The 24,130-nt window shown below is 72.3% G+C and carries 20 protein-coding genes and 2 pseudogenes; 10 read left to right on the top strand and 12 right to left on the bottom strand.

Translation table 11 applies throughout. The features are described from left to right. Positions 1 to 768: 768 nt before the first annotated feature. The 4 genes from AB0J10_RS02600 to AB0J10_RS02585 all read right to left on the bottom strand — a co-directional run bounded on the left by AB0J10_RS02600 (position 769) and on the right by AB0J10_RS02585 (position 4,704). Positions 769 to 1,239: a GNAT family N-acetyltransferase gene (locus tag AB0J10_RS02600; RefSeq protein WP_363057011.1), complete on the bottom strand. Its 471-nt coding sequence runs from the start codon at positions 1,237 to 1,239 to the stop codon at positions 769 to 771. A 310-nt stretch (positions 1,240 to 1,549) separates the two neighbouring features. Further along, positions 1,550 to 1,786 carry a chaplin gene (locus tag AB0J10_RS02595; RefSeq protein WP_363057009.1) on the bottom strand — a complete coding sequence of 79 codons (237 nt, stop codon included), beginning with the start codon at positions 1,784 to 1,786 and terminating at the stop codon, positions 1,550 to 1,552. Positions 1,787 to 1,937: 151 nt separating this feature from the next. Beyond that, a complete protein-coding gene (locus tag AB0J10_RS02590; RefSeq protein WP_363057007.1) occupies positions 1,938 to 2,441 on the bottom strand; it encodes an NUDIX hydrolase in 504 nt (167 codons plus the stop codon). Positions 2,442 to 3,651: 1,210 nt separating this feature from the next. After that, the gene (locus tag AB0J10_RS02585; protein ID WP_363057005.1) at positions 3,652 to 4,704 is read right to left on the bottom strand and encodes a phosphotransferase; all 1,053 of its coding nucleotides are present in this window, start codon (positions 4,702 to 4,704) and stop codon (positions 3,652 to 3,654) included. 314 nt (positions 4,705 to 5,018) lie between these two features. On the opposite strand from AB0J10_RS02585, the gene AB0J10_RS02580 reads away from it, so the two are divergent. Next, positions 5,019 to 5,198, top strand: coding sequence for a hypothetical protein (locus AB0J10_RS02580; protein WP_363057003.1), 180 nt, complete (start codon positions 5,019 to 5,021; stop codon positions 5,196 to 5,198). 382 nt (positions 5,199 to 5,580) lie between these two features. Here the strand turns inward: AB0J10_RS02580 and AB0J10_RS02575 are convergent, their stop codons facing one another. Both AB0J10_RS02575 and AB0J10_RS02570 read right to left on the bottom strand, forming a co-directional pair. Beyond that, complete coding sequence (locus AB0J10_RS02575; protein ID WP_363057001.1) at positions 5,581 to 5,760, bottom strand: hypothetical protein; 180 nt, start codon at positions 5,758 to 5,760, stop codon at positions 5,581 to 5,583. Between the two features lie 151 nt (positions 5,761 to 5,911). Then, positions 5,912 to 6,592 (bottom strand): adenosylcobinamide amidohydrolase, encoded by a 681-nt coding sequence (locus tag AB0J10_RS02570; protein WP_363056999.1) that lies wholly within the window; start codon positions 6,590 to 6,592, stop codon positions 5,912 to 5,914. Positions 6,593 to 6,788: 196 nt separating this feature from the next. Between AB0J10_RS02570 and AB0J10_RS02565 the strand changes: the two genes are divergently transcribed. Together AB0J10_RS02565 and AB0J10_RS02560 are read left to right on the top strand one after the other, a co-directional pair. After that, entirely contained in the window at positions 6,789 to 7,145 is a 357-nt protein-coding gene (locus AB0J10_RS02565) for a hypothetical protein (protein ID WP_363056997.1), read from the top strand. 303 nt (positions 7,146 to 7,448) lie between these two features. Then, positions 7,449 to 7,649, top strand: coding sequence for a DUF4236 domain-containing protein (locus tag AB0J10_RS02560; RefSeq protein ID WP_093659967.1), 201 nt, complete (start codon positions 7,449 to 7,451; stop codon positions 7,647 to 7,649). A gap of 100 nt (positions 7,650 to 7,749) precedes the next feature. On the opposite strand, the gene AB0J10_RS02555 is transcribed toward AB0J10_RS02560, so the two are convergent. Next, positions 7,750 to 8,337, bottom strand: a complete 588-nt coding sequence (locus tag AB0J10_RS02555) for a TerB family tellurite resistance protein (RefSeq protein WP_363056995.1) — start codon at positions 8,335 to 8,337, stop codon at positions 7,750 to 7,752. A gap of 408 nt (positions 8,338 to 8,745) precedes the next feature. Here AB0J10_RS02555 and nhaA point away from each other — a divergent pair, with 408 nt between their 5' ends. Continuing rightward, entirely contained in the window at positions 8,746 to 10,596 is a 1,851-nt protein-coding gene (gene nhaA / locus AB0J10_RS02550) for a Na+/H+ antiporter NhaA (RefSeq protein ID WP_363057567.1), read from the top strand. Positions 10,597 to 10,716: 120 nt separating this feature from the next. Here nhaA and AB0J10_RS02545 read toward each other — a convergent pair whose 3' ends face one another. The 3 genes from AB0J10_RS02545 to katG form a co-directional block, all read right to left on the bottom strand. Then, positions 10,717 to 11,298 (bottom strand): fasciclin domain-containing protein, encoded by a 582-nt coding sequence (locus AB0J10_RS02545; protein ID WP_363056993.1) that lies wholly within the window; start codon positions 11,296 to 11,298, stop codon positions 10,717 to 10,719. A 432-nt stretch (positions 11,299 to 11,730) separates the two neighbouring features. Next, positions 11,731 to 15,105 (bottom strand): pyruvate carboxylase, encoded by a 3,375-nt coding sequence (locus tag AB0J10_RS02540; protein WP_363057565.1) that lies wholly within the window; start codon positions 15,103 to 15,105, stop codon positions 11,731 to 11,733. A gap of 531 nt (positions 15,106 to 15,636) precedes the next feature. Next, positions 15,637 to 17,868 (bottom strand): catalase/peroxidase HPI, encoded by a 2,232-nt coding sequence (gene katG, locus AB0J10_RS02535; protein ID WP_363056991.1) that lies wholly within the window; start codon positions 17,866 to 17,868, stop codon positions 15,637 to 15,639. A gap of 490 nt (positions 17,869 to 18,358) precedes the next feature. On the opposite strand from katG, the gene AB0J10_RS02530 reads away from it, so the two are divergent. After that, positions 18,359 to 18,769, top strand: a complete 411-nt coding sequence (locus tag AB0J10_RS02530; protein WP_363056989.1) for a Fur family transcriptional regulator — start codon at positions 18,359 to 18,361, stop codon at positions 18,767 to 18,769. A 352-nt stretch (positions 18,770 to 19,121) separates the two neighbouring features. Then, a pseudogene (locus tag AB0J10_RS02525) lies at positions 19,122 to 19,307 on the top strand (HDIG domain-containing metalloprotein); the annotation flags it as partial. A 215-nt stretch (positions 19,308 to 19,522) separates the two neighbouring features. On the opposite strand, the gene AB0J10_RS02520 reads toward AB0J10_RS02525, so the two are convergent. Then, positions 19,523 to 19,987, bottom strand: coding sequence for a MarR family transcriptional regulator (locus AB0J10_RS02520; RefSeq protein ID WP_363056987.1), 465 nt, complete (start codon positions 19,985 to 19,987; stop codon positions 19,523 to 19,525). Next, complete coding sequence (locus AB0J10_RS02515; RefSeq protein ID WP_363056985.1) at positions 19,984 to 20,475, bottom strand: MarR family transcriptional regulator; 492 nt, start codon at positions 20,473 to 20,475, stop codon at positions 19,984 to 19,986. The genes AB0J10_RS02520 and AB0J10_RS02515 overlap by 4 nt, the downstream gene beginning before the upstream one ends. Positions 20,476 to 21,524: 1,049 nt before the next feature. On the opposite strand from AB0J10_RS02515, the gene AB0J10_RS02510 reads away from it, so the two are divergent. The 4 genes and pseudogenes from AB0J10_RS02510 to AB0J10_RS02495 all read left to right on the top strand — a co-directional run bounded on the left by AB0J10_RS02510 (position 21,525) and on the right by AB0J10_RS02495 (position 24,061). Beyond that, a complete protein-coding gene (locus AB0J10_RS02510; RefSeq protein ID WP_363056983.1) occupies positions 21,525 to 22,100 on the top strand; it encodes a hypothetical protein in 576 nt (191 codons plus the stop codon). A gap of 215 nt (positions 22,101 to 22,315) precedes the next feature. Next, entirely contained in the window at positions 22,316 to 23,161 is an 846-nt protein-coding gene (locus AB0J10_RS02505) for a poly-gamma-glutamate hydrolase family protein (protein ID WP_363056981.1), read from the top strand. Positions 23,162 to 23,363: 202 nt separating this feature from the next. Next, positions 23,364 to 23,508 (top strand): annotated as a pseudogene (locus tag AB0J10_RS02500) (XRE family transcriptional regulator); the annotation flags it as partial. Between the two features lie 349 nt (positions 23,509 to 23,857). Then, positions 23,858 to 24,061: a cold-shock protein gene (locus AB0J10_RS02495; RefSeq protein WP_093655093.1), complete on the top strand. Its 204-nt coding sequence runs from the start codon at positions 23,858 to 23,860 to the stop codon at positions 24,059 to 24,061. Positions 24,062 to 24,130: the final 69 nt, after the last annotated feature.

Genomic DNA, 24,130 nt, shown 5'->3' with positions numbered 1-24,130 from the left:
CGGGACGTGCAGGGTCTCGCAATGCCCGCGGAAATCAATTCGGGTCATTCGAGCAGCGGCTTGAAGATAGCGGCAAGTTACTCAAGGGTCAACCATCGGTCAATGGTGCTGATCGGCCCGTCGCCACAATCGCGGGGAGGGTGGAAAAGTGGGCATGGCGAAATGGGGCGACGGGCCGGAAGGCCGGCAACCCAAGGACGCCACGGAATTTCGAGAAGAGGGAGGAGCGGAAGGCGCAGGGGGAAGAGGTGGGGGGATTCCGGCGGCGCGGCCCGCCATAGTGGCGCGTCGCCCATGCGGTGTCAACATGATCGTCGGTATTTTCCGGCGGTTCAGAAGTCAACAATGGCCGATTGTTGTCATCCGGGGTCCGGGTGCACCGTGAACAGGGCGAGCGCTTTCCGCGAGTTCACCTGGCAGTGCGTCTTCGCGATGCCCGCCGGGGAGCCGTGCGGGTCCTTTTCCGGAACGAATGCGTCCGGCCGAATAGCGACGACAGCCCTCACTGGGCGGGGCGGCCCGTCCGGCCGGACACCGGGACGGACCGCCCCGCACGTGCCCGGTGCGTCTGCGCGGGCGGTCGGACCCGGCGCGTGCGGCCTGCTCCCTCCCGCCGGCCCCCACTCGGACGGCCGGACCGCCCTGTCGACGGACCGTCACCGGGTGCGCGGGTCCGGGAGACGGGCCGCTCCGCGGCGCGGGCGGCAGCCGTCCGGAGCCGGAGGGGAGCCGGCGGCGGCCTCGGCCGCGCGGACCGACCCTGCGGGCTCACCGAGCGGGGAAGGCCAGCCGCAGGACGATCTCGCCGTCGTCGATCTCCCCGGTGGGCTCGAAGCCGAATTTCCGGTAGAAGGGCCACGGTTCGCCCTCGCCGGGCTCGTAGCTGGTCAGCAGCTCGGTGCCGCCGTCCGCACGGACCAGGTCCGCGATCTGCGACAGGGCCTCCCGGCCGATTCCCCGCTTCTGGTACCGCTTGTCGACCAGGAAGCGCCAGAGGAAGTGCCGCCCCTCGAAAGGGCCGGAGGGCGGTCTCCACGCCAGCATCGCGAAGCCCACCGGCTCGTCGTCCCGGTACACGGCGCGGTACCAGGGATTGGCCTCGGGTGTCTTCGCCGCCTCCTTGAGCGACTTGGACACCGAGGCGACGAACTGTTTCTGGTCACGCCGTACGCGGAGGGCGCGAACGGCTTCCCGGTTGTCGTCGGTGATCTCCCGCAGATGCACACCTGGGGACCGCATGCCGCACCCCTTCCCGCTTCCGGCGGCTCCGCCGTCAGGGCCTCGTCCGATGCCGTCGTCGGGCGGCGTTCGCCCGTGCGTGCCCGGCACCGAGGCGGCCGGGGCGGACGTTTCCGCAGCGTATTCGACGCAGGCGACTCCGAGCGGGACTGGCACGCCGGGCCGTGACCGCCCCCCTGGGACGGCGTCGGGAAAGCACGAGGGCCGGACCCTCGGTACGAGGGCCCGGCCGGTTCGGTCCCGACGACTGCCGGCGGGCCGGCCGGCCGGGGCCGGGGCCGCACCTGGTTCCCGGTGCGGCGGGGTGCGGTCAGCCGTTGAGGCAGGCGTTGCCGACGGCCGGGTTGAGCAGGCTGATGACACCGAGCGAGTTGCCGCAGAAGTTCAGCGGCACGTGCAGCGGGACCTGGACGACGTTGCCCGACAGCACACCCGGGCTGCCCGCGGCCGCGGCCTCCGCCCCACTGTCCGCCACGGCGCTGCCGGCGCCGGCGAGGACACCGGCCACTGCGAGGGCGGCCACGGTGGACGCGATGCGCATGCGCATGATCTCTCCTAGAGGGGTCTCGACGAAACGAGTCGGCCACGATCACACCGGACCCGCGCGGCCGTACCCGGGCATTCGGCGGCCCGGGGGCGTGTCGCCACCTCTCCCGTCGCTGGATGTTCGATTTACTTCGAACCGCTGTGTGGCCGGCTCAGTCGTCCCAGTCCCAGGCGTCGAAGTACGCCGTCACGCCTGTTCGGCGTGCCTCCATCACGGCGCGCAGCCGCGTGAAGTCCCGCTCCGGCATGTGCGCCCGCCACTCCCTCGCCGAGAGGACGCGCACGGCGTCGTGCTCGGCCGGATCCAGGGTGATGCCCGCGATCCGGTCCGCCGTGAGCCGGCCGCCGTCGAAGACGAACCCCACCGTGCTGTACGGCCACTTCGCGCCCGGCAGTCCGTACACCGCGGCCAGGAGCCGAGTGGGTCCCTCGACGACCATGCCGGTCTCCTCCCGGCACTCCCGTACCGCCGTCTCCCACGGTCGTTCACCCGGGTCCATCGTCCCGCCCGGCCACTGCCAGGGGTGTGCCTGCGAGTACACCGCCCTCAACTGCACCGGCCGGTCGTCCTCGTCGGTGAAGAACAGACAGGCGAAGGCGGTCGCCTTCATCAGCGTCTCGGCGTACTGCTCCGGCGGCAGCCACGTCGCACTCACGACGCCCTCCCGCCGTACCGTGCCGCAGACCGGGCTGCCGGGGCGTGCGGATCGGCGTGCCCGCCGGGGTCGTCGGCGGCGCGCAGTGTGGTCACGTTCGGCCTTTCTGGCGGTGTGGAGGTGCGGGGCTGCGGCAGGTTGCCGAGGTTCGAGCTGTCGTACGCCGTGTTCGGGACCGCCGTACGGAACGGGACCGAGCCGCAGGAGGCAGGGGAGCCGTCCCTGATACCTGCTCGGGCGGGGTGCCCGACGGGATCAACGACGGGGAGCGGCCGTTCGGACGGCCGGTTTCGGACGTTGTGGCAGCGGTCCCCGGCCGGGCGGCGGCGGGCACGGGCACCTCCGCCCTTGCGGTAGCGGGGACACCGCCGTGGAACCGGATGGCCGAAACGCCGTGCGCGTGGAGCCCGGCTCCCGGGACTCGCCCGTCTCCCGGCGCCGGGAAACCGCGGGCGTAGGTCCGGCCCGGGTCGGCCCGTACCTGGCGACCGCGCTGTTCGCGCTCCACACCGTCGCGTCACGGCGGTACCGGCGACGGCCTTCGACCCTCATGCGCGGTGCGGTGTTGGTGGACCGCACTCCGTGGCGGAGCTCGCCGGAGAGTGGGCGCGACGAGGAGCCGCACCTGCCGCGCGACCGTCACGGGCGCAGCGGCCGGGTCGCACGGCAGCGCGGGCCGACCGGACCGGCGGAGCGTCCGGCGCCGTTCCGCCACGACTTGGGCGCGCCCCCGCCCCCCGTCTGCGTGGTCGCCGATGTCTCCGCGTCGGTCAGCGACGCCGAACCGGGCAGCGCGCTCCTGGCGGGCGCCGCGATCTCCCGGGCCGTCGGCGGACGTCGCGACCTGGTCGGCGCGGGTGCTCTGCGACGCGGCGGCCCGGGCCGTCCACCCGCCGTGCAGAGCCGATGGACTCCGCTTGTCGGCGGGTGTGGCACGGATCTCCGCACGGGCTTCGCCAGGGCGCTCCGTGCGCGCCCCCGGCCGGATGTCGTCGTCGCCCCGGCCGACGGGCGGACCTGGCGGCGCCCGACCGCCGTGCCGGACCGTCATGGCCTCTTCCCACGGCACCACCCGCCGGGGCCCGCGAACGAGGACGATCCCCACCATGTGCAGGACTCGCGCCCGCCTGGGCGCATGGTCACCATCGGTGCCGTCGGCCCGGTCCGGTCCGACGGGTCCCCGCACGGTGGACCCCGGGCCGAGTGGGGTTCACCGCGACCCGGACGGCGAGACGCCCCGGCGCGAGCGCACCGGAGCCTGGACGGGCGGATCGTTGCGGAGCTCCATCAGCCATCGAACCCGCTCCGTGGCTCCTGTGTCGAACGACGAGCCGTACGCGGACGGGAACAGCCGGCCCCACGAACAGGCGCGCCCGAGAGCGCTCAGCCGCCATGCGAGACTCACCGCCCGTCGCAGCTCGGCTGCCGTCGGCCCGGCCCCCGTCCAGGGTTCCAGATAGGCGTCGCGCAACCGCGGCAGCATCCCGGGGCCATGGAGCTCACTCGCTCTGCGGGCGGGTACGAGCAGGCTGCAGAAGGGGTGGGAGACGGCCGCGTCGCCCCAGTCGAAGAAGGTGAACCGGCCCGGCTCCCGGACAAGCAACTGGGCGTCGTGCAGGTCGGAGTGGTCGAGGGAGTCGGCGACGCCCACGGCCGCCAGCTCGGCGCACCAGTCCACGAGCCGCGGCCGGAGCTGCTCGAGATCCCGGCGCTCGCCGGAGTCCGGCGCGGTGTTCTCCGCGACCAGCCGGTCGAAGAGGTCCGGCAGGGCGGCGGTACGAGCGCCGGGGACGCCCAACTCCTCCATCTCGTGTGCGCGGGGAACCAGTGCACGCTGCATGGTCGCGTACTGGCGAAGGATTTCCTCCCAGGCGCCGGGCCCGGCTGCGTCCCGTTCGAGCACGCTCCTGAACAGATCGCCTCCGTCGGGCAGTAGCGACCACCCGCGCTCCGCGTCGACGGCCAGCGGTTCCAGTACGTGCTCCGGCACCCAGCGGGCCAGCGCCGCGGTCAGCGGGCCTTCGAAGGCACTGGCCGGCGGGTTGGCCTTGAACCACACGGCGTCGCCTCCCCCGACCGGGACCCGAACCAGGACCGACCAGGGGCGCAGTCGCACATCCCATCGGCCTGTGGCCCGCAGACCGCGTACGGCCAGCACATCCGCCACCCAGGCGACGGCCGCGCCGCGCCAGGCCTCCTGCTCCCAGGGGGTCACCGCATCGTCGTACCGCCCCCGGTCCACGCTGACCGTTGCCTCATGCATCGAGCCATCCCAGCACCGGGACCCGGAGTGGGGCCACCCGTTTTTCCGGTGGTCGACGGTGCGCGCTTCCGCCGTGTCCGGTCCGGAAACCGGAACGCGCCGGAGGCCCCACGTCGCGTCCATGCACCCCACAGCCCCGCCGGGTCCGGGCAACGGCCGGCGCGGTCCCGCACCCCACTGGGCAACGCCCTTCCCCCGCGTGCCGGACCGGTACGGCCGCCCGTCGCCGTGGCGGGAGGCCGGTGACCCGGGTCTGGAACCGGGAAACGGGGGCATACGGGCTCCACACCCCACGCAACGAGGGAGCCCACGCCATGCTCGCCACAGCCGCGGCCGTACTGTTCTTCATCGCCTTTCTGATCAGTGCGGCGGACATCGCCACCAACCAGGTCCTCGCCTCGGGGAACGTCATGCTGCTCGGTCTCGCGCTGCTGGCACTGCACATCGCCGGGGTCGGCGCCGGCTGGCGGTCCGGCCGGTCCCGTCGCCGCTGACGCCACCGGCCCTCGATCGCGTCCCCAGGCGCACTCCCCGGGCCGCACCCGCGCCGTGAGGGGGCGTCACCCGGCAGCCCGGGGGTATCCGCGGGACGTGACCCGAACGGCCCACGCCCCCGAGGGGCGAGGAAGCCCACCCGACATCGGCGCCGCACCCCACCGCGACCACCGGGGCCGGCGCCTCGTCCCGGGGAGCACACCGCTCACCGGAATCCCACCACCTGGAGGGCAGGATGACCTCGATCGTAACGGCCGCGGCGGATGCCTCGACCGCCCCCGCCTGGATGCACGTGACCGTCATGGCGGTGGCGTTGCTCGTGCTTGTCCACAGCCTGGCCAGGCGCAACGGCTGACCCGGCCATCCGGACGACACGACTCCTCAGTCATCGGAGTCCCCGCCTGCGCGCGTCCGTCCCGAGTGGCTCACCAGCTCGGCTGCGGCCAGGGTCCCGGCCGCCACGATCCGCGCCCAGCGCGGGCCGCCCCGCGCCGCCCACACCACACAGACGCACCCTCCCACGACGAGTGCGAGGATGCCGGACAGAACCAGCACGGCCATACGCGTCCCCCCTTTTCCCTTCCGTCTTCCCTGCGTTGCGGTCGGGCACCATCATTCCAACGGCGGCGGACAGGCCCGGCCGGGGGGCATGCGGTTCGAGGGGCCATGAGGCGTTGCTCCGGGCGACTGGCCCCACCCACCTGCAGCCTCTCTACGGTGCGGGTGTGGCGGCCCCCACCGCGCGGTGGACGGCGCGGGCCAGACGGGCACCCCACCGGGAACGAGGGCCGGCGAAGGAGTGGACCTTCTCGCCGGGACGGGGGACGCGAGCGGCGACGCACACGGCGTCGGTGGGCGTGCCCGAGCAGTCGTACCCCGCCTCGATCAGTGCTTGGACCTTCGCCTCGGTGGCCGTGGCCACCGCGTTGACCAAGGCGGCGTCGCTGAGCGCCACCGGGAGCGCCGCGACGATGTTGATCGTGCCCGGTGCCGCGAGCGCGCCCCCGCCCTCGTCCGCTGCGGCGGCCCAGCCACGTACCGCGATGCCCACCGTCGCCACGGCCTCGACGCCACCGTCGCGCGCACGGCCGTTGCGCGAGACGTCGGCCGCCGTCATCAGCCCGACGCCCGGCCCGCGCATCCCGAAGTCACCCGCCAGCTGGGCGAGATGGCGGTCCGGGTCCTTGCGCCGGTAGCCGTGGGCGACCTGGGCGTTGAGGATCCAGGCGCGTTCTCCGACACCTCCGCCGAGCACCGCGTTGCTGATCATGCGCCAGCCCGGACCTGAGTCCCACACCAAGGCGGGCAGTTCCCCGCCGTCCTCGACACGGAGGCGGAGCCCGACGGGCAGCAGACCCACGGTGGTTCGGGGCGGTGGCACGAGAGTGGTCAACGAGCGGGACTTCCTGTGGGCGGGCGACCGGCCGATCGTACGCGGTGCCGACGGCGGTCCGACCGTGCGGGGCGTCCGTATGCGCGGCTCGCCGTTCCCACCACGGTGTGTCTGTGCGGGGCTGAGTACATGAGGACGTACGGGCTGAGTACGTCGTCCGATGTCCGCCTGGGCCGGCCGCTGCTGGACTGGCGTCATGAACCCCGAAGCATCACGCCGCCCCCGTATCCAGCAGGTCACCACCACGGGATCCGCCCTGGCCGCCGCCCTGTTCCCGCTGATGGTGGGGGTTCTGGTCGCGAAGTCCGTGGGCGCCGACCCCATGTCGCCGGTCAACGCGCTCATCGCCGGCGGCGGTCAGCGTCCGCGGGTCTGTCCGGCACAGCTGCGCAGCTGCGCCCGCGGCGCCCTCCGGCGCGGGCGGCCGGGGGCTCGTACGGATCTTCGCACGGGCGCCGCGAACGGGGCGCGTCCGGAGCTCGGGGCAGGACCGGACCCGACGCGGGCCCGGGGCGGGCGAAAGGGGCGCCTCCGGGGGAAGGTTCGCAGCTGAGGCGAGCAGGGGCCCGGGAGCGCGTCCGGCAACGGGAGCGGGGGAGCCCCACGGTCACGCGTGCGTTCCACGGTCACGCGTGCGTTCCACGGTCACGCGTGCGTTCCACGGTCACGCGTGCGTTCCACGGGTCCTGCGTCGGCGCAAGGCTCCACCGGTTCACGGCCGATGACTCACGAGCCGACCGTGATGCCGACCGGCCGGGGCAGCCCGTTCCGGCGTCGGCTCGGCACCACCGCCGGCACCAGCTCGCGTAAGGGCGGGAACTCGGGGAAGACGGACGGCCTACGAAAGGAGCGCATCGTGCCCGTCACCTTCCGCAAGAGTTTCCGCATATTCCCGGGAGTCCGCCTCAACATCAACCGCAAGTCCGTGTCCATCACCCTCGCCAAGGGCGATGGCGCCAGGCGCACCTACTCCTCGACGGGCCGCCGCACCACCTCCATGGACCTGCCGGGCCCCTTCGGCTACCGCAAGACCACCACGCGCCGCAGCCGCCACTGAGCACGGGTGCATGCGCGAAGGTGCGGCCGCGGCGACCGGGAGCGGCGGGCGCCGCGGCCGCCGGTTCCGTGAGGGCGGGGACGGCGGCGGCGGTGTCGACTCAGACGCCGAACTCCGCGGGTGAGATTCCGAGCGCGGCACAGGCCTCGCGGATCGCCTGCTGCTCGGACGGTTCCACATACCCGTCGGCACCCGCGATGACCATGCCGGTCTGCACGACGGCGCGGGCCTCCTGCGGCTTCTTGGCCGCCTTGGCGATCTCCTTCAGCGCTTCCGCCTTGCCCAGCTCGAAGTTGGCCGTGAGCCGGTCCACGTTCTGGTTGAACCGCTGGCGAAGCTGGTCGGCGGGGAAGTTCTGCAGCACCTCGTTCGAGACGATCATCTCCTCGACGCGCTGCCGCTCCGTGGGGTCGACATGCCCGTCGGCCGCGGCCACCAGAGCGCACATCGCCATGCTGGCGTCCCGGTAGGCGCCGCTCTTGAGCTCGGTCTTCACCGATGCGAGCTGGGACTTGAACAGCCCGATCAGCTGCGCCTTGGAGCCCCCGGAGGACGAACCCCGTCCGTGACCGCCGTGCTGCCCCTGCCCGAAGGGGCCGTGTCCCTGCCCCTGCCCGCCACTTCCCCGAGCGCTCTGGGACTGCTGGAGGTTCTTGGCCTGCTCCTTGAGCCGGTCCCACATCGCCACTGGTGCCACCTCGGCTTCTGCTGTCGGTCTGTTGCCGGTCGTCGGCCGCGCTTCCGCGCGCGCCGTACCGGGTCAACGCGGTCGAAGGGGTCCAGGTTCCCCAATGGCAAAGTAAACGCAAAATAGGATCGCCCGCGACGGGCCCCGCTCGTTCCGGAAGCCGGGGCCGGCGGGTGTGCCCACGGCCAGGACCGTCCCCAGCGGGGTGCCGCTCGCATCCGCCGCGCAGGAGGACGGACCCTCGTCGGCGGGTACCGGCGCTCGGGCACGCCCTGCTCCGATCGCCGGCACCGGCATGCGCCGACCGACCCCGCCGCCTCACCGGCACCCCGCGCACAGGCCGGATCGGCCGGCGCACCCGATGATGGCGTGGTGAACGCAGGTCCCGCCCCCCGGGCGTTCCCGGGGCTGACCAAGTGGAGCCGTGACACGAGGTCGCCGCTCCGCGACTTCCTGCGCACGGAGACCGCGAGCGCCGCGGCCCTCGTGACGGCCGCCGTGGCCGCGCTGGCGTGGGCCAACCTGGCACCGGCGGCGTACGAGGCGCTGTGGGGGACGGAGCTCTCCGTGCGGCTCGGGGCCTACGGAGTGGGCCTCGAACTGAGGGAGTGGGTCAACAGCGGCCTGATGGCGCTGTTCTTCTTCGTGGTCGGTCTCGAGGCCCGCCGCGAGTTCGACCTGGGTGAACTGCGCGAACGACGGCGCACGGCCCTGCCCCTGGCCGCCGGACTCAGCGGCATGCTCCTCCCCGTCCTCGTGTACCTCGCCGCCAACGCGGGAGAGCCGTCCGCGGCCGGCTGGGGCGTCGCGATGTCCACGGACACGGCGTTCGCGCTGGGCATGCTCGCCCTCCTGGGAAGGCGCATGCCCCCCGGGCTCCGCGTGTTCATCCTGAGTATCTCGGTCGTGGACGACTTCGTCGCCCTGGCCGTCGTCGCCCTCGTCTACAGCGATCGCCTGTCGGTACCGTCCCTCCTGCTCGCCCTTGCGCTGTTCGCGGCGGCGCTGCTGGTGTACGCGGCCGGAGTGCGCCGGGGCGCGGTGTTCGCGCTGCTGGCGGCGGCGCTGTGGGTCGCGCTGCTCGAGTCCGGGATCGACCCGGTCGTGACCGGTCTGGCGATGGGCCTCATCTTCGCCGCCTACCCGGCGGCGCGCGGAGAACTGGAGCGGGCGAGCGACCTGTTCCGATTCTTCCGCGAGCAGCCCACCCCCGAGCACGAGGTGACCGTGCGACGCGGACTGGCCTCGGCGGTCTCCCCGAACGAGCGTCTGCAGCGCCTCCACCACCCCTGGACCAGTTTTGTCATCGCACCCTTGTTCGCGCTGGCCAACGCCGGGATCGAGCTCGGGGCCGAACAGCTCTCCCGAGCCGCCACGTCCCCCGTCACCCTGGGAATCCTGCTCGCCTTCGCGATCGGGAAGCCGCTGGGAATCCTGGGTGGGTCGCTGCTGACCACGCTGCTCAGCGCGGGGCGGCTGCGCCCGCCCGCCGGCTGGGGAGCGGTCGCCGTGGGCGGCGTCCTGGCCGGCGCGCCCTTCACGGTGTCCCTGCTGATCGCGACGTTCGCCTTCGAGGGGGAGCAACTGGCCGAGGCGAAGCTCGGCGTCCTCGCAGCGGTCCTGTGCTCCTTCGTCCTGGGCCGAATGCTGACCGGAGTGCTGTCCCTCCTTCCCCCGAGGCTGCGGCTGAGAGCACTGCTTGGCCGGGCCGAGACCATCGTCGACCTCGCCGTCCCCGTCGATCCGGAGCGCGACCACATGCGGGGGCCGCCGACCGCCCCGGTCACACTCGTCGAGTACGGCGACTTCGAATGCCCGTACTGCGGCCAGGCCGAAGCCGTGGTGCGCGAACTCCTGCGGGACTCGGGGGACGTCCGCTACGTGTGGCGGCACCTGCCGCTCGACGACGTCCATCCCCGTGCGCGGTCGGCCGCGGAGGCGGCGGAGGCGGCTGCGGCGCAGAACCGCTTCTGGGACATGCACGACCGCCTGATGGACCACCAGGGCGCCCTGAACAAGACCGACCTCGTCCGGTACGCGGAAGAGCTGGGACTGGACATCGAGCGGTTCCGTCGCGATCTGCGCAGGCGCAGGGGTGCCGCGAGGGTGGCGGAGGACGTGGAGTCGGCCGATCTGAGCGGGGTCTCCGGCACGCCGTCGTTCTTCGTCAACGGCCGCCGGTACCACGGCGCGTACGATGTCGGCGCGCTCAAGGCCGCCGTGAAGGAAGCGCGGGCCAGGGCGGCGCTGACGTCCTGACCCGCGACGATTGCGACGGGCCGCCCGTCACGCGCCCTTCCCGGAGCGAACCCCGGGCACAGCGGCCCGTCCGCGTTCCGCGCGGACGGGTCCGCTCAGGACGGTGACCGACGGGTCCGCTCAGGACGGTGGCTGGAGCACCCGGTCGATGATGTGGACGACCGCGTTGCTCGTGGCCACGTCGCCGCAGAGAACGGCCGCCGAGCCGTTCACCTTGAAGGAGTCCCCTGAACCGGACGTGGTCAGTTCGGCTCCTTCGAGGGTCTTGAACCTGCCGTCGGGCATCCGGTCCGCGGTGACCTCCGTGCCGACGACGTGGTAGGTCAGAAGCTTCTTCAACTGCTCCTGGTCGTTGAGCACGGCGTCGAGCTGAGCCTTGGGGATCTTGGCGAAGGCGTCGTTGGTCGGCGCGAAGAGCGTGATCCCGTCTGCGTTGTTCAACGTCTCGACGAGCCCGGCCTTCTGCACTGCGCTGACGAGGGTGGACAGCTCCGGCTGGTGCGACGCGGCCGTGGCGACCGGGTCGTCGGCCATGGCGGCCGGGCTGCCCTCGCCGCTCGTCGGCAGCGCGGCGCAGCCGGGTCCGAACGGCTCCGCCGCGGGACCCGCCTGCGCTGCGGGGGCGGCCGCGAGGAGCGGAAGCGGTACGAGGAGCGCACCGGCTGCGGCGAGAGCGGCGCCCCTGAGGCGATCGGTGGTCATGAGCTTCCCCTTTGCTGGGACGAGCCGGGAGACGGCGGGCACCTCAGCTGCCCGCCTCACCACACTCTTCGCCCGAACGCCGCTCCGCGGATGCCACCCCCGGGACGCTCCTCTCCGCATCGGGCGACGACGGCGGTCGCCGCGCGCTCCCGGCCCCTTGGGGTACGCGCCGAGCCGCGGCCGCTGCTCGCCGGCGCGGAACGCGATCCGACCGGGTTCCACCGGCTGGGCCTCTCGGCACCTCCCCGACCACGCCTCCGAGCGTCGGCCGCCCTCGCCCGCACCTGGACCTGAGGGGCGCCGCCCGTGCCGTGGGGCACCGCACGGGGCCGCCCCGCTCCGTCCACCCGTGTCAGGCGAACGAACGGGGACGACCGTCCCTGCGGCGCCTGCCCGGCGCACCCTCGCCGGCGGCCCGCGGTCGAGCGAGGATCACGCGATCTCCAGGAGGAGATCGCCCCCCTCCACCTGCTGGATCCGGTTGATGGCAAGCCGCCCGACCTGCCCCGCCTTCGGGGCGGTGATGGTGGCCTCCATCTTCATCGCCTCGATGGTCGCCACCGTGGCACCTGCCTCCACCCGGTCCCCCTCGGAGACGGTCAGCGTCACGACCCCGGCGAACGGTGCGGCGACATGACCCGGATCGGAGCGGTCGGCCTTCTCGGTGACCGGCACGTCCGAGGCCGCCGCCTCGTCGCGCACCTGGATCGGCCGCAGCTGACCGTTCAGCGTGGCCATCACGGTCCGCATGCCGCGTTCGTCGGCCTCACCGACGGCCTGCAGCTCGATCAGGAGCCGGACGCCGGGTTCGAGGTCGACCCCGTACTCCTTCGACGGCCGCAGCCCGTAGAAGAAGTCCTTGCTGTCCAGCACACTCGTGTCGCCGTACGCCTGGCGGTGGGTGTCGAAGTCGCGAGTCGGCCCGGGGAACAGCAGCCGGTTCAGCGTGGCACGGCGGCTCTTCTCGAGCCCCGCACGGTCCTCGGCCGCGAGCTCCTGCACCGGCTTGGGCTCGGCACGGCCCTGCAACGCCTTGCTGCGGAACGGCTCCGGCCAGCCCCCCGGCGGGGTGCCGAGCTCGCCGCGCAGGAATCCGATGACGGAGTCGGGGATGTCGAACCGGTCGGGTGCGGCCTCGAACTCCTTCGGTGACACCCCGGCACCGACCAGGTGCAGCGCCAGGTCACCGACCACCTTCGAGGACGGAGTGACCTTCACCAGCCTGCCGAGGATCCGGTCGGCGGCCGCGTACATCGCCTCGATGTCCTCGAAGCGGTCGCCGAGGCCGAGGGCGACGGCCTGGGTGCGCAGATTGGACAGCTGTCCGCCCGGGATCTCGTGGTGGTAGACGCGTCCGGTCGGCGAGGCCAGGCCGGCTTCGAACGGCGCGTAGATCCTGCGCACGCCCTCCCAGTAGGGCTCGAGGTCGCCGACTGCCTGGAGGTCCAGCCCCGTGGGGCGCGCGGAGTGGTCGGTGGCGGCCACGATGGCCGACAGCGAGGGCTGCGAGGTCGTGCCCGCCATGGACGCGACCGCGCCGTCCACCGCGTCCGCGCCCGCCTGGATCGCGGCCAGGTAGGTGGCGAGCTGGCCGCCCGCGGTGTCGTGGGTGTGCAGGTGCACCGGCAGGTCGAACTCGCGGCGCAGCGCCGACACCAGCGTGGCCGCCGCCGGGGCGCGCAGCAGACCGGCCATGTCCTTGACCGCCAGGACGTGGGCGCCCGCGGCGACGATCTCCTCCGCCAGCCGCAGGTAGTAGTCCAGCGTGTACAGCCGCTCCGAGGGGTCGGAGAGGTCGGAGGTGTAGCAGAGGGCGACCTCCGCCACGGCCGTACCGGTCTCCCGCACGGCCTCGATCGCGGGCCGCATCTGGCCTACGTCGTTGAGCGCGTCGAAGATCCGGAAGACGTCGATGCCGGTGGCCGCCGCCTCCTGGACGAAGGCGTCCGTCACCTCGGTCGGGTACGGCGTGTAGCCCACGGTGTTGCGGCCGCGCAGCAGCATCTGCAGACAGATGTTCGGGACGGACTCCCGCAGTGCCGCCAGTCGCTCCCAGGGGTCCTCGGCGAGGAAGCGCAGGGCCACGTCGTAGGTGGCGCCGCCCCAGCACTCCAGCGACAGCAGCTGCGGCAGCGTCCGCGCGACCGTCGGGGCGACGGCGAGCAGGTCCTTGGTGCGGACCCGGGTGGCGAGCAGCGACTGGTGCGCGTCGCGGAAGGTGGTGTCGGTGACGCCGATCGTCGGCGACTCGCGCAGCCACCGCGCGAAGCCCTCCGGGCCCAGTTCGACGAGCCGCTGCCGGGAACCGGCGGGCGGCTCTCCGGCGGGCAGGGGCGGCAGCTTGGTGCTCGGGTCGATCAGGTCGGGGCGCTCCCCGTGCCGCTTGTTCACCGTCACGTCCGCCAGGTACGTGAGCAGCTTCGTGCCGCGGTCGGCGGAGTGACGCGCGGTGAGCAGATGCGGCCGCTCCTCGATGAACGAGGTGGTGACCCGCCCCGCCTGGAAGTCCGGGTCGTCCAGCACGGCCTGGAGGAACGGGATGTTCGTGGCCACGCCGCGGATGCGGAACTCTGCCACCGCACGCCGGGCCCGGCCGATCGCGGCCTTGAAGTCCCGGCCCCGGCAGGTCAGCTTGACCAGCATCGAGTCGAAGTGGGCGCTGATCTCCGTGCCCGCGTGGGTCGTGCCGCCGTCGAGGCGGATTCCCGAGCCGCCCGGCGAGCGGTAGGCGCTGATCCGGCCCGTGTCCGGGCGGAAGCCGTTCGCCGGGTCCTCGGTGGTGATACGGCACTGCAGAGCGGCACCGCGCAGGGTGACGGTCTCCTGGGCCAGCCCGAGGTCCGCCAGCCTCTCACCGGCCGCGATGCGCATCTGCGCCTGGACCAGGTCGACGTCGGTGACCTCCTCCGTCACCGTGTGCTCGACCTGGATGCGCGGGTTCATCTCGATGAAGACGTGGTTGCCGTCGCGGTCGAGCAGGAACTCCACCGTGCCGGCGTTGCGGTAGCCGATCTCGCGGGCGAAGCGCACCGCGTCCGCGCAGATGCGGTCCCTCAGCGCCGGGTCCAGGTTCGGTGCAGGCGCCAGTTCGATCACCTTCTGGTGCCGGCGCTGGAGCGAGCAGTCCCGCTCGAAGAGATGGATGACGTCGCCGCCTCCGTCGGCGAGGATCTGCACCTCGATGTGGCGCGGATCGACGACGGCCTTCTCCAGGAAGACGGTGGGATCGCCGAACGCGGACGCCGCCTCCCGGGACGCCGCCTCGATCGACTCGCGGAGCGCGGACGGGTCGTCCACGCGGCGCATGCCGCGCCCTCCTCCGCCGGCGACCGCCTTGACGAACACCGGGAAGCCGATCTCCTGCGCGGCGCCGACCAGCTCGTCCACGTCGGTGGAGGGCTGGGAGGAGCCGAGCACCGGCACCCCGGCGGCGCGGGCCGCGGCCACGGCGCGGGCCTTGTTCCCGGTGAGTTCGAGGGTGTCGGCGCTCGGCCCGACGAAGGTGATGCCCGCCTCCTCGCAGGCGCGGGCCAGATCCGGGTTCTCGGACAGGAACCCGTATCCGGGGTAGACGGCGTCCGCCCCGGCCCGGAGCGCGGCACCGACGATCTCCTCGACGGAGAGGTAGGCCCGGACCGGGTGCCCCTGCTCACCGATCTCGTAGGCCTCGTCGGCCTTCAGCCGGTGCAGCGAGTTGCGGTCCTCGTAGGGGAAGACGGCGACTGTACGCGCCCCCAGTTCGTAGCCGGCGCGGAATGCGCGAATCGCAATCTCGCCGCGGTTGGCGACCAGCACCTTGCGGAACATCCTGGATCCCTTCAGCCTGGTGGCGACATACCCCATGGTCTCAGCCACCCCAGCCCCTACCCAGCGGTAACGTCAAGAGTCCCGTGGCGATCGGCACATCCGTGCGGCGTTGCGTTGATCACGTCCCACGGTCGCACCGGCCCCACCGCGCGCCGGGCCACTCGCGTCGGCGCGGGTGCGGACGCCCTCCCGGCGGGTCCGGCGGGGGAGGGCCGGTGTGGGGCGGTGCCGCCGGCCGGATCTCCTCGACCGGCCCGCCGACCGTGGGCTCACTGCCCTCCGGGGCGCGCGCCGCGGCGTCGTCGGGGGCCCTCTGCACGCCACCCGGCGGCAGCGGGTCGTGCCGCGCCGGGACCGCGAGCGGATGGGCGGTCGGCCGAAGCGCGTGGCCGGGCGGACGTGGCGGGCGCGTCCGGGAACCGGCGGGCACGCCGGAACGCGGAAGGCGCACCCGAGACGATGTGGGGTGCGCCTTCCGGGAGCCGCGAGAACATCCGGGCCGGCCGGTGCCGGCCGGCCCGGACGCCGGGATCACGCCAGGTCGAACCGGTCCAGGTTCATGACCTTGTCCCACGCCGCGACGAAGTCCCTCACGAACTTCTCCTTCGCGTCGTCGCTCGCGTAGACCTCCGCGAGCGCACGCAGCTCGGAGTTCGAGCCGAAGACCAGGTCGGCCCGGGTGCCGGTCCACTTGACCTCGCCCGTGACGTCGTCACGGCCCTCGAAGGTGTTCGCGTCACCCGACGTCGGCTGCCACGTCGTCCCCAGGTCGAGCAGGTTGACGAAGAAGTCGTTCGTCAGCTTCCCCGGCGTCGCCGTGAGAACGCCCAGCTGCGACTGCCGGTGGTTCGCGCCGAGGACGCGCAGCCCGCCGACGAGGACCGTCAACTCCGGCGCGCTCAGGGTCAGCAGGTTCGCCCGGTCGATCAGCAGGTACTCGGCCGGCAGACGGTTGCCCTTGCCGAGGTAGTTGCGGAAACCGTCGGCGGCCGGCTCGAGCGCGGCGAACGACTCCGTGTCGGTCTGCTCCTGCGACGCGTCCGCACGGCCCGGGGCGAAGGGGACCTCGACGGCGACGCCGGCGTCCGCGGCCGCCTTCTCCACGGCCGCACCGCCCGCGAGGACGATCAGGTCGGCGAGTGAGATCCGCTTTCCGCCGCCCTGGGCGGAGTTGAAGGACTGCTGGATCCCCTCGAGGGTCCGCAGCACGCCCGCCAGCCGGTCGGGGTCGTTGACCTCCCAGCCGCTCTGCGGCTGCAGGCGGATGCGGGCGCCGTTGGCGCCGCCGCGCTTGTCACTTCCGCGGAACGACGAGGCCGACGCCCACGCCGTCGACACCAGCTCGGACACCGACAGGCCCGAGTCGAGGATCTGTGCCTTGAGGGCGGCGACGTCCCCGGCGTCGACCAGCTCGTGCGTCACCTCGGGAAGCGGGTCCTGCCACAGCAGCACCTCGGACGGTACCTCCGGACCGAGGTACCGCTGGACCGGGCCCATGTCCCGGTGCGTCAGCTTGTACCAGGCCCGCGCGAAGGCGTCCGCGAACGCGCCGGGGTTCTCCAGGAACCGCCGTGAGATCTGCTCGTAGACCGGGTCGACGCGCAGCGACAGGTCGGTCGTGAGCATCGTCGGGGCGTGGCTCTTCGAGGGGTCGTGGGCATCGGGGACGGTGCCCGAGCCGGCACCGTCCTTCGGCCGCCACTGGTGCGCGCCGGCGGGGCTCTTGAACAGCTCCCACTCGTAGCCGAACAGGATCTCGAAGAAGCTGTTGTCCCAGGTGATCGGTGTGTTCGTCCAGATGCCCTCGAGACCGCTGGTGATCGCGTCGGCGCCCTTGCCGGTGCCGTGGCTGTTCCGCCAGCCGAAGCCCTGCTGCTCGATCGGGGCGGCCTCGGGGTCCGGGCCGACGGCTTCCGCCGGCCCGGCGCCGTGGGTCTTGCCGAAGGTGTGGCCGCCGGCGATGAGGGCGACCGTCTCCTCGTCGTTCATCGCCATGCGGCGGAACGTCTCGCGGATGTCGCGGGCGGCCGCAAGCGGGTCCGGGTTGCCGTTGGGGCCCTCGGGGTTGACGTAGATGAGGCCCATCTGCACCGCGCCCAGCGGGTTCTCCAGCTCCCGGTCGCCGGTGTAGCGCTCGTCGCCCAGCCAGGTGGTCTCCGGGCCCCAGTAGACGTCCTCGTCGGGCTCCCAGACGTCCTCACGGCCGCCGGCGAAGCCGAAGGTCTCGAAGCCCATCGACTCCAGGGCGACATTGCCGGCCAGGATCATCAGGTCGGCCCACGAGAGGTTCTGGCCGTACTTCTTCTTCACCGGCCACAGCAGCCGGCGGGCCTTGTCGAGGTTGCCGTTGTCCGGCCAGCTGTTGAGCGGTGCGAAACGCTGCTGGCCGGCCCCCGCGCCGCCGCGGCCGTCACTGATGCGGTACGTGCCCGCGCTGTGCCACGCCATGCGGATCATGAACGGACCGTAGTGGCCGAAGTCGGCCGGCCACCAGTCCTGGGAGGTGGTCAGCACCTCGGCGATGTCCCGCTTGACCGCCGGCAGGTCGAGGCTTTCGAACGCCGCGGCGTAGTCGAACTCCTCGCCGAGCGGGTTGGCCACGGCGGGGTTCTTGGCGAGGATCCGCAGATTGAGCCGCTCCGGCCACCACTGCCGGTTGCCGCCGCCCTGCGTCGGATGCGGAGCGCGCCCGTGAGCGACGGGGCAGCCACCCCCGCCCTCGGCCTTCGCGTCGGCGACGATTGCGTCATGGTTCTCGGACATGGGAATCCTTCCGGGCTGGGCGGATCACGTGCTCAGGACTGCGGGCTGTCGAACTGTGGGGTGCGGGCCCCTTGGGACGGCCCGGCCACCGGGGCGACCGGGCGGGGCGCCGGCCGATCCCACGGGAACGGACCGGGACGGCGATGTGAGGCGCGCCTCGCGCGCCGGCCGGACGAGAGCCGTCCCGCGACCGGGTCGCCGGAGGCCGGCGTCCCGGCACGGTGCAGGTCACCGCTGCTCGCGGTCACGGGGGGTGCCACGCGGTCGGCCGTCATCCGCCGGCCGGCGCGGTGCGGTTCGTCGGCGATGGTCCCGTCATGTCCTCGTCTCCTGACGTGCTGGAGTCCTCTGCACCCTTGGCTGTCGCCGGAACCGATCCTACGATGGACTCAGTCCAGGTCAAGAAGCTCGCCTAGTCCATATCCGATCAGAATCCGGACATCCGCCGGTAAACTTCGGCCATCCGTCACGTACGAATAGGTGAACCGACATGAGTGACCTGCTGGAGCGGCTGCGAGGGCGTGGCTGGCGGGTGACCGCCCAGCGGCGTGTCGTCGCGGAGGTCCTCGACGGCGACCACGTACATCTCACGGCCGACGAGGTGCACGCCCGCGCGGTGGAGCGGCTGCCCGAGATCTCCCGGGCGACCGTCTACAACACGCTCGGCGAGCTGGTCGCCCTCGGCGAGGTCGCGGAGGTCTCCACGGACGGCCGTGCCAAGCGCTACGACCCCAACGCACACCACCCGCACCAGCACCTGGTGTGCTCCGGCTGCGGCACCATCCTCGACGTGCACCCGACCGGCGATCCGCTGGCGGCCCTTCCGGTCGAGGAACGGTTCGGTTTCACGGTGTCCGCGGCCGAGGTCACCTACCGCGGACTGTGCCCGTCCTGCCGCTGAACCCCGCACGGGCGAGCCATCTCCGCCATCCGTCGCCCGGTGGCCCGAACCCGAGCTCCGAGGCCCCTGCGGTCACCGGTGCCCCCACCCCCGCCGTCGCCGGGTGTCCAGGCCACCAGTGCGGGCAGCCGCCCCTTCGGCGGCGCGGCGAGCCGCTCGCGGGCGAGAAGGACGTCGGCGGCCCGCACGGTCCCCGCGGCGGCGGTGTTCTCCGGGGTGTCCGGCACAAGCCTTCGAGGCCACGCGCTTGTTGGAGTCGCGGGGGTGGAAATCCCCGGCGTCGGCGAGATTCGCGACCTCCATGTGGAGTATGCGCCGTCCGAAGAAGCCTTGGACCTCGTGCTGACGCACTGTGATTGCGTGGAGCACTGCCCGGCAGTTGACTTCCGTGTCGGGGTCGGACGTCGACGCGGAGTTGGTCCGGGCGGGCTGCCTGGTGCACGACATCGGCGTGTATCGCCTCTACGACGACAACGGGCGCGTGGACCAGGCGCATTACGTGCGCCACGGGGTGCTCGGGCACGAGATCCTGGAGGCGGAAGGGTTCTCCGAGGAACTGTGCCGGTTCTGTTCCTGCCACACCGGGGTGGGCTTGACCAGGTCCGACGTGGCGGGGTGGCGCCTGCCATTGCCGCCCGGCGACTGGCGGCAAGGTGCGGAGCGCCGGTCCTCAGGCGCCCGGTCGGCCTGGGGACGCCGCGCGAGGCCACCAATAGGCGCAGGGCCTCGCAGCGGCGAAGCCCGTTCGCCCCGTCAACTGGTCAGCACGGCGAGCTCCGCGTCGGCGCGCTTGGTGACGAGGGCGAGAACCCGGCCCGCGGCGGCGAGGTCCTCGGCGGGTATGTCACTCCAGATGCGCTTGCTGACGGGAGCGGTCTCCGCGGCCACGGCGGCGAGCAGTTCGTGCGCTGCGTCGGTGGCGCGGAGGTGCGGGCCCTCCGCGGCGAGCAGTCGCCCGGTCAGAAGTTCGTCGAGTGCGGTGCGGATGTCGGCCGGGTCGGCTTTGAGGGACGCGCGGATTTGGTCGACGAGCTCGTCCGGGGTGTGCGGGGACGAGGCGGTGACGGCGGCGCGCAGGGCGATCTGCTGCTGGAAGGTGATGCCGTGCCGGGCCAGCACGTGTTCCAGGACGCCGCGAGCGGCGTAGTGGGCGAGGCCGAGGCTGCGGGCGTCGGCGACGGGGGTGGCGTTCGTACTGGTGGATGAGGTGATGGTCATGGTGTCCCCTGGGTGCTCTCGTCGTTCGGTACGGATGGTGCGAGAGGTGCGTTGAGCAGGGTTGTCAGTTCCTCGGTGAACGCGTGTGTGCGCGGGGAGTCGAGGCCGCCGAGTGGCTGCAGCAACTGCCGGAGCAGTTCCTGGACCACGGCGATGGCCTGGCGGGTGACGGCCTGGCCGTGCTGGGTGAGCGTGAGCTGCACGGCACGAGGATCGTGGGGGTCGCGGGTGCGTTCGATGACGCCGGTCGACTCCAGGGCGCGTGCCAGCTTCGAGACGTAAAGCGCCTCCAGGCCGGTGTGGTCGGCGAGTCGGCGCTGACTCGGTCGCTCGCCGCACCGCTGCATGCCGTACAGCGACGCGACCAGTGAGTACTGCGCGTGGGTGAGGCCCAGCGGAGCCACCGCGCGATCGACCGCGACACGCCACTTGTTGGCGAGCCGCCACACGAGGAAGCCGGGCGTGGGGCCCGGAGAGCTCTCACTCATGCCGTATAGATTACATGGAGACTATATCCATGGCTACTATTTCGATCGGCAGCTCCGAGTCGACAGTCCCACCCCGCTCTTCCACGCGCAGCGAAGTCGGCCCGGGAGGTCGGCCGGCGAGCGGCCGCACGGTCCGGGGCAACCCGACCGCGTACCCAGGGGCGCGATGAGTGCCCGTGGATTCCCGTCGAGTTGCGGGCTCCCGTCGGGCCGCCTCCCGGCGAACGGCCTCGGAACATTTGCGGAGGCCGATGTCGAGGCGGACCGGATTTCCGTCCGTTCCCGGAGGCTGTGGAGGCGCACCGGGAGGATCCACGCCGTTGAACGATGCACCTTCCGTGCGAGGTTGTCTTGTTCGTGACGATCCGCCGCCCGCCCCTCTTCGCGATGCGCGCCTCGCTGCCAGCATGTGGTGGCACGGGACATTCACCGTCCCGTCGCACGGGGGAAGCGTCTCCCGCCCTCAGGCTCTCCGGGCCCGGGCGGACCGACGAGAGGAGCAGGTCGTGCAGAGTCCCACCCGCCGCGCGGTGGTCCCTCCATCCACACCGGCGTTGGCCGGTGCCGCGCTCGCAGGACCGGCCACCACCGCTGCGGGGAACGCCTTGACGCCAGGAACGCCCGCCGGCACTCATGGCGCCACTCGAGGGAACGGCGCGTCCGAGCCGTCCGCCGCGCAGTCTCCTGCGGGCGGAGAAATTCCCCGGCGGTGACGGCCGCAACGGGGACGGGGGCACCACGGGACGCACGCGGCTCCGCGCGTACCGCTGACGCCGGCAGGAGGGGACGGCCACGGGCGCCCCCGGGGTGCGCGGTCCGCCGGACGGCACCACGGCCGCGAGCTCCCGGTCAGGAAGAGCCGTCCGGGGCGTTCCGGGGCGTGGGGCGTCTTCAGGTTCAAGCGGCGGGTGCTCCAGCGCCCGTCCGCGCCCCTCACGGACTTTCGGACCGTTCTGTGGCTGAAAGCCGGGAGTGGAGCAACCCGCGGGTCGCCCATCCGTCTCACTGCGCGTGCACATGCACGTCACCAATCGTTCAGAGGAGCGAAGATGCGACGTTCATCGGCCATCGGCGCGGCGTTCCTGCTTGCGGGAGCAGCACTGGCGGCGTCGGCAGGGCAGTCGGCGGCGGTGCCGCACCGCGCCGACGGAGCGAACCCCGCCGACACCTGCTCGACCCCCTGGGGCAGCGGCGTCGAGGAAGCCGCAGGTGGGAACGTCAAACCCCTGACGGACATCAGGGTGGGACGGCACAAGTGCTTCGACCGCATGGTCTTCGACGTCAGCGGAGCGACGGGCCCGGTGGGTCATCACGTCGGCTACGTCGACGCGTTCCACCAGGACGGATCCGGTGACCGGATACCCGTGGGCGGAGGCGCCGTGCTCCAGATCTTCGTCTCCGCACCCAGCTACGATCCCGTGACGATGCGTCGGGTGTATGCCGGGCGGGCGGGTGAGCCGTTGCCCGGGGTCGACCTCACCGGCTTCGGTACGTTCAAGGACACGAGGTTCGGGGCGAGTTTCGAAGGCCAGACCCAGATCGGGCTCGGGGTCCGGGCCAGGCTGCCGTTCCGGGTGCTCCAGTCCGAGGGGAAACTGATCGTGGACGTCGCCCACACGTGGTGACCGGGCGTCCCCGCTCTCGTCGCGAGAGCCGGGACGGGGTCGTACGGCAGGGCCGAGGATTCTGGACGCGCGCCGTCGTGCCCTCCGAGCCCGCCGACGGGCCGTGACCGGTCCGGACGTGCGCGAGCTGCGCATTCACACTTCATCAGCGGTTGTGACACTTCCCACGGTTGACCGGCCGGGTGGGCGGTGCCGGCTGCCCGATCATGAAAGGCATGACCTACACCAACCGCCGCACCGTGCTCGCCGGCCTTGCCGGGGCCGCTCTCGGCGCCACCATCCTCGACACGCTCACCGCCTCGCCCGCCCACGCGGCCGACCAGTACACGTGCAACACCGACCTCTACACGAAGCTCGCGGGGCAGGAGGGGACCTTGTTCGCCCGGCGCTACAAGCGCCATGAGATGGTCGATGCCAGCGACGGCCAGAGACACCCGTTCAACCGCACCACGATCATGGCCCTCCACGGCGGCGGTATCGAAGGCGGTACGTCAGAGCTCTGCCTCGCGATAGCCGGCTACCATCCCGCGACGCTCGTGGCAAGCCCGGCAGGCGGTCCGGCCTACGACTACTGGATGTTCGAAGGCCTCGCCTCCTCCGGCAACGGGGACCTGCACGTCACCTCGACCCACAACGACGACGCGGTCGCCCTGTCCATGGCCGCGGGCAGCCTCAATGTGCTGAGCCTGCACGGCTGCAGGAAGGAGCAGGCCGGAGCGCCGGCAGGGGAGCCGGAGGCGGTCGTCGTCGGAGGTCTCAACACCACGTTCAAGACCTGTCTGCACGAAGAGTTCCAGGCCGCCGGATTCCGGACCATCGACGGCTCCACCGTTCCCGCGCTGGCCGGAGAGAACCCGGAGAACATCTGCAACAGGACCCTCCTCCGCAAGGGCGCCCAGTTGGAGATGACCACGGAGCTGCGTCAAAGCCTCTTCGACGCGGGTCACTTCAGCAGGCTCGAGAGGCCGACGCACACCAACGAGAGGTTCACGGCCTTCGCCGCTGCCGCACGCAGGGCCATCGCTCGACTGGAGGCCGGACCGGATCAAGCCCAGCTCTGATCCGCAGGGTCCAGAGCCCGGCCCGCGGCCCGGACCCGCAGCGGCGGCGGTCCGGGCTCTGCGCCGAGCGAGGTCCCCAGGCACGGCGACATGCGGCCCGTGCTCGTACCCGTACGGCTCCCGGAACCGCTCGGTCACCCTCGCGCGCCGGCTGCCGGGCTCGGGCGGAGTCCGGGGCTCCGGCGACGATCCCCGCGAGGCCGCTCCGGGCAGCGCCGACGACGCCCGCATCCGGGCTGATCACCCACCACCTGCCACCCGCGTACGCGGCCCGTCACTTCGACGCCCGGACGCAGGGAGCCACCGACCAGGAGCTGAGGACCATCGCGGCGGAGGGGCTCCAGGAGGAGTCCGACCGCCATCGGGATGCGCCGGCCGGAGCCGGCCCCGCGGGCCGTGCGCCTCACGGGTGACGCAGGCGGTGGCACGGCCTGGCGCCGCCCTCCGTCTTCCTGTGTCCCGCAGACGACGAGAGGCCCCCGAACGGCGTGCGGCAGTTACTCCGTGGGATCACCGAACGACCGTTGCTCTCTGGTCATGGACGGTATCGCCGTGTAGCGTCACTTGTAGCTGTCGTGGTTCGCAGTACCTGCCCGCGCCCTGGCGTGGGCGTTTTGCTGTGCAGTGCCTGAGGACCAGGGCGATCACCTCCGGGTCCGCGCGGTGCGGATCCGCTATCGACTGAGAGGCACCGGCATGGCCAGCGGAACCGTCAAGTGGTTCAACTCGGAAAAGGGCTTCGGCTTCATCGCACAGGACGGCGGCGGTCCCGACGTCTTCGCGCACTACTCCAACATCAACGCCACCGGCTTCCGTGAGCTCCAGGAGGGCCAGGCCGTCACCTTCGACATCACCCAGGGGCAGAAGGGCCCCCAGGCGGAGAACATCACTCCCGCCTGATCGGGCAACAGCCGCGGACCTGGCCCCCGGAGCGACGCTCCGGGGGCCAGGTCCGCTCGCCGGACGAGC

The organism is Streptomyces sp. NPDC049887 (assembly GCF_040656535.1).
Classification (GTDB): Bacteria; Actinomycetota; Actinomycetes; order Streptomycetales; family Streptomycetaceae; genus Streptomyces.
Note: the sequence above shows the minus strand (reverse complement) of the source record. Positions and strands in the feature narration are given on the sequence as shown.